Origin of the sequence: Corynebacterium otitidis ATCC 51513 (assembly GCF_000296405.1) — a bacterium.
In the GTDB taxonomy this organism is placed as follows: domain Bacteria; phylum Actinomycetota; class Actinomycetes; order Mycobacteriales; family Mycobacteriaceae; genus Corynebacterium; species Corynebacterium otitidis.
In genome coordinates, this window is sequence record NZ_JH815195.1 from 183,303 (window position 1) to 188,097 (window position 4,795).

4 protein-coding genes and 2 pseudogenes are annotated in these 4,795 nt (G+C 74.1%); 3 read left to right on the forward strand and 3 right to left on the reverse strand.

Features of this window, described 5'->3' with window-relative positions:
• The 3 genes and pseudogenes from HMPREF9719_RS08265 to HMPREF9719_RS08275 form a co-directional block, all read left to right on the forward strand.
• Positions 1-1,058, forward strand: a pseudogene (locus HMPREF9719_RS08265) (DNA polymerase III subunit epsilon); the annotation flags it as partial.
• A 57-nt stretch (positions 1,059-1,115) separates the two neighbouring features.
• The gene (locus HMPREF9719_RS08270; protein WP_004601543.1) at positions 1,116-2,420 is read left to right on the forward strand and encodes a MurT ligase domain-containing protein; all 1,305 of its coding nucleotides are present in this window, start codon (positions 1,116-1,118) and stop codon (positions 2,418-2,420) included.
• Positions 2,421-2,458: 38 nt separating this feature from the next.
• The gene (locus HMPREF9719_RS08275) at positions 2,459-3,217 is read left to right on the forward strand and encodes a type 1 glutamine amidotransferase (protein ID WP_004601544.1); all 759 of its coding nucleotides are present in this window, start codon (positions 2,459-2,461) and stop codon (positions 3,215-3,217) included.
• A gap of 141 nt (positions 3,218-3,358) precedes the next feature.
• Here HMPREF9719_RS08275 and HMPREF9719_RS08280 read toward each other — a convergent pair whose 3' ends face one another.
• The 3 genes and pseudogenes from HMPREF9719_RS08280 to HMPREF9719_RS08290 all read right to left on the reverse strand — a co-directional run.
• A complete protein-coding gene (locus HMPREF9719_RS08280) occupies positions 3,359-4,021 on the reverse strand; it encodes a recombination mediator RecR (RefSeq protein ID WP_004601545.1) in 663 nt (220 codons plus the stop codon).
• Positions 4,022-4,093: 72 nt separating this feature from the next.
• Positions 4,094-4,426 carry a YbaB/EbfC family nucleoid-associated protein gene (locus tag HMPREF9719_RS08285; protein ID WP_004601546.1) on the reverse strand — a complete coding sequence of 111 codons (333 nt, stop codon included), beginning with the start codon at positions 4,424-4,426 and terminating at the stop codon, positions 4,094-4,096.
• Positions 4,427-4,490: 64 nt separating this feature from the next.
• Positions 4,491-4,795, reverse strand: a pseudogene (locus HMPREF9719_RS08290) (hypothetical protein); the annotation flags it as partial.

Here is a 4,795-nt window from a genome sequence, read left to right on the forward strand (position 1 = left end):
GCCCGCGCCGCTCGAGGCGGCGCCGCGGCCGGCGCGGCCAGTCCGCCCCGGCGCCCCGCCAGTCCGGCGGCGAGTTCCCCTACGTGGCGCTCACCGTGCACGCCACGGGCATCCACCCAGCCACCGCGCGGGTCGTCGCGCTCGACGCGATCCCGTTCGCTGCGGACGGCTCGACCGGCGAGCCGTTCCGCCGGCTCGTCAACCCGGGCCCGGGCTCCGACATCGGCCCGCGCCACGAGCACGGCCTGAGCCCCGAGGACGTCGCCTCGGAGCCGGGCTTCGGGAAGGTGCTCAAGGCCCTCGACCGGCTCATCGACGGGCGCACCCTCGTCGTCCACGACGCGGCCCGCTCCTGGGGCTTTATTGTCTCCGAGGCGAAACGCGCCATGGCGAAGGCCGCGCGCGCCAACCGGCGCGGGCCGAAGGGCGGGCGCCGCCAGAAGGTGGGCCACGTGCCCAAGCCCGGGGCGATCGTCGACACGCTCGCGACCGCGAGGCGCCGCGAGCTCGTGCTCCCCGACAACAGGCTGGCCACGGTGGCGCGCGCCGCGGGCCTCGACGCGGAGCCCGCCGACGCGACGATCGAGCGGGCACGCTTAAGCGAGCACGACGTCACCCGCGGCGAGACCGAGCTGCTCGCCGCGCTCGGCGCGCGGTTCGTCTCCGGCGAGGATGAGGGCCTGCCGGTCTCGAGCCACCGGCCCGGCGAGCTGCGCGCCGACGAGTTCGGCCTGCAGCGCGAGTCCTTCCGCGTCGAGGCGCACGCCGCGCCCGGCGGGGCGCCCAACCCGGGCCGCTACGAGCCGGGCCGGGAGCTCGTGCCCGGCATGGAGGTCGTCCTCGCCCCGGAGACCCGCCTGCCGCCCGAGGAGATCATCCCGCCGCTCACCGCGGCCGGCCTGAACTTCAGGGAGAAGGTCTCCCGCGAGACCTCGCTCGTGGTGTGCAACGTCACCACCCACTCGGAGCTCACCGGCAAGTCGCTGCACGCGCACCGCAAGGGCATCCCGCTCATGTCGGACGTCGCGTTCCTCGAGGCGCTCTCCCGGATGCCCTAGCCTCGGCCGCCCGCCGGGTGGCCGGCGGGGGCCCGGGGCGCGGTAGAATCTGCCCCCATGAGTGCGAAGAAACGCCCCCTTTTCGGGCGGCTGCGCGAGCGGGCCGCGGTGGGCGCGGCGCGGCTGGCGACGATGGCGTCGCGGGCCACGGGCCGCGGCGCGGGCGGCATGATCGGCGGGCTCGTGGCCCAGGCCATCGACCCGACGATCATGGGCAGCCTCGCCGGCGGCCGGCCCGCCGCGCTCGTCACGGGCACGAATGGCAAGTCGACGACCACCCGGATGTTCGCCGCCGCGGTCGGCGCGGAGCACTCCGTGGCCACCAACGACGGCGGCGACAACATGGACGCCGGCATCATCTCCGCGCTGCTGGCCTCCCCGGGGGCCGCGCGGCTTGTCTTCGAGGTCGACGAGCTCCACGTGCCGAAGGTCGCGGAGCGCGTCGAGCCCGAGGTCATCGTCCTGCTCAACCTCACGCGCGACCAGCTCGACCGCGTCGGGGAGATCAACAAGATCGAGCGCGCGCTGCGCGCCACCGTCGAGGCCCACCCGGACGCGACGATCGTCGCGAACTGCGACGACGTGCTCGTCACCTCCGCGGCGCTCGACGCGAAGAACGTCGTGTGGGTCTCCGCGGGCGGCTCGTGGGTGGGCGACTCCACCTCGTGCCCCCGCACCGGCGGCACCATCGTCCACGACGAGTCCGGCTGGCGCTCGACGAAGCTTTTGCCCGACGGGCGGGAGTTCGCCCGCCCCGAGCCGACCTGGTCGGTCGACGAGGACGGGCTTCTCACGCCGAAGGGCCGCGTGCCGCTCAATCTCCGGCTGCCGGGCGCGGCGAACCGCGGCAACGCCGCGCAGGCGATCGCCGCCGCGGTCGAGGGCTTCGGCGTCGACCTCGAGGCGGCAAAGACCGCCGCCGAGGGCGTCACCGACGTCGCGGGCCGCTACTCGACGGTGCGGGTCGGCGAACACGACGTGCACCTCCTCCTCGCGAAGAACCCCGCCGGCTGGCAGGAGGCGCTCGCCATGGTCGACCGCCGCGCCGAGGGCCTCGTCATCGCCGTCAACGGGCAGGTCGCCGACGGCACGGACCTCTCGTGGCTGTGGGACGTCACCTTCGAGGACTTGGACGACGTGGCGGTCAAGGCCGCCGGGGAACGCTCCACGGACCTCGCGGTGCGGCTCGTCTACGCCGGCATCGACCACGAGCAGGTCCCCGACTCGCTCGACGCGATCGACGCCTGCCCGCCTGGGCGGGTCGAGGTGCTCGCCAACTACACGGCGTTCCGCGACCTTCGGCGCGCGATCGCGCGCCGCTCCCGCGCCGAGGAGAAGACCGGCGCCGGCCGGCAGTCTTAAGCTAGCTCACACGCTCCAGGAAGGCGGCTTACACGCACATGGACACCCTCCGCATCGGCCTCGTCCTGCCCGACGTGCTGGGCACCTACGGCGACGACGGCAACGCCCTGGTCTTGCGCCAGCGCGCCCGGATGCGCGGCATCGACGCCGAGATCATCAGGCTGCCGGTCTCCGAGGCGGTGCCCGACAGCCTCGACCTCTACACCCTCGGCGGCGGGGAGGACTCCGCGCAGATCATCGCCGCGGAGCACCTCATCGCCGACGGCGGGCTCACCCGCGCGGCGTTCAAGGGCGCGCCCATCTTCGCGGTGTGCGCGGGCCTGCAGGTCCTGGGCGAGTCGTTCCGCGCCGGCAACCGCGTCGTCGACGGGCTCGGGCTCCTGGACGTCACGACGACCGCGCTCGACAAGCGCGCCATCGGCGAGGTGGCTTCCACCCCGACGAAGAAGGGGATCACCGCCTCGCTCACCGAGCCGCTCACCGGCTTCGAGAACCACATCGGCGGCACCATCCTGGGCCCGAACGCCCGCCCGCTCGGGACGATCACCACGGGCACCGGCAACACCGACGCCAACAGCGCCGCGGCGCTGAGCGACGCGTCCGCGCAGCGCGTCGCGGAGGGCGCCGTGCAGGACAGCGTGATCGCGACCTACATGCACGGCCCGGCGCTCGCGCGGAACCCGCAGCTCGCGGACCTGCTGCTCGCCCGGGCGCTCGGCGTGCGCCCGGAGAACCTCGAGCCCTTAGAGATCCCCGCGGTCGACCGGCTGCGCCTCGAGCGGCTCCAGCACCGCTAGGAAAGCGGGCTCCCCCGCCCCGGCCCCGGACCCGCTCCACCGGGTCCCGGGGACGCGGCGACGGCCCCCGCCAGGCCCGGATTAACCGGGTCGGGCGGGGGCCGTTCTCGTCCGCGCGCCTTCGGGCGCCGCTCCTTCTAGCTAGGCGCCGACGCCGACGCGACCGCTCAGCGCGCGCGACAGGGTGAGCTCGTCGACGAACTCTAAGTCCCCGCCCAGCGGCATGCCCGAGGCCAGCTTCGAGATCTTCAACCCCGGGAAGTCCTTGAGCAGCCGCACGAGGTAGGAGGCGGTCGCCTCCCCCTCCGTGTTCGGGTCGGTCGCAAGGATCACCTCGGTGATCTCCGGGGCGTCGTCGAGGTGCGGGTTCTCGGGCGTGGAGTCGGCGAGCTCCCGGTCGGGCAGCACCCCGCCGATGCGCTTGAGCAGGCTGGAGATGTTGAGCTGCTTCGGGCCGACGCTCGCCAGCGGGTCGAGCGCCCCGCCGAGCACGTGGTAGCGGGCGTTGAACTCGCCGGTGCGCTCGATGACCTGGATGTCCTTGGGCTCCTCCACGACGCAGATCGTGCCCCGGTCGCGGCCCGAGTCGGCGCAGATCCGGCACACGTCGCCCTCGGCGACGTTGTGGCAGATGCGGCAGAAGCTGATCCCGTCGCGCACCCGCTCGAGGGCCTCGACGAGCCGGCCGATGTCCTCGGGCTCGGCGCGCAGCAGGTGAAACGCGATGCGCTGCGCCGACTTCGGCCCCACCCCGGGGAGCCGAGAGAGCTCGTCGATGAGATCCTGCAGTGGACCCTCGTACACCTTCGGGTCAGTCCTCCTTCGCTAAAGACATGACAAGCCCGCCGCCCCGGAGACCGGGGCGGCCGGCAGCGGCTAGCCGAGCAGCCCGCCCAGCCCGTCGCCGGGCAGCCCCTGGGAGAGCGGGCCCATCTTCTCCTCCGCCAGAGAGGAGATCTTCGCGCTCGCGTCCTCGAACGCGCCCTGGATGAGGTCCTGGAGCGTGTCGACGTCCTCGGGGTCGACGACCTTGGGGTCGATCTCGACGCCGCGGACCTGGCCGTTGCCGCTCAGGCTGACGGACACGAGCCCGCCGCCGGCGGTTCCGGTGACCACGGAGTTGACGATCTCCTGCTGGGCGGCCTGCAGCTGCGCCTGCATCTGCTGGGCCTGCTGGAGGATCTGCTGCATGTCGGGGGTGTCGCTCATCGGGGATGCCCTTCCTCGGGTCGTGCGTGGGCGGATGGGATTACCCGGGCCATGCTACCCGGCGCTAGATGGGTTTTCCGCCCAGCTCCCGCTCGACGAGCGAGACGGCCGCGGCGAACGGATCCGAGCCGTCCTCAGGCGCCCCGCCGGCCGGCGGGCCGGCGGGCCGGGGCGGCTCGGGGCGACGGTCCGCGGGGCGCTCCGGCTCGCTGTCCTCGGGCGGGGCGGACGACTCACCCTCGTCGGGCTCCGGGGGCAGCGGCACCCCGTCGGAGAACGCCGTCGACGCCTCCCTCGAGGCCGCCTGCTGGCCGCCCGCGGCGCGGCGCCTGGCGTTCTCCATCGCGGCGCGGGCGCGCCGCGCCCCAC

Excerpts from the sequence above, each read along its gene's own strand:
- HMPREF9719_RS08270 (WP_004601543.1), top strand. The coding sequence starts at position 1,116 with ATGAGTGCGAAGAAACGCCCCCTTTTCGGGCGGCTGCGCGAGCGGGCC.
- HMPREF9719_RS08275 (WP_004601544.1), top strand. The coding sequence starts at position 2,459 with ATGGACACCCTCCGCATCGGCCTCGTCCTGCCCGACGTGCTGGGCACC.
- HMPREF9719_RS08285 (WP_004601546.1), bottom strand. The coding sequence starts at position 4,426 with ATGAGCGACACCCCCGACATGCAGCAGATCCTCCAGCAGGCCCAGCAG.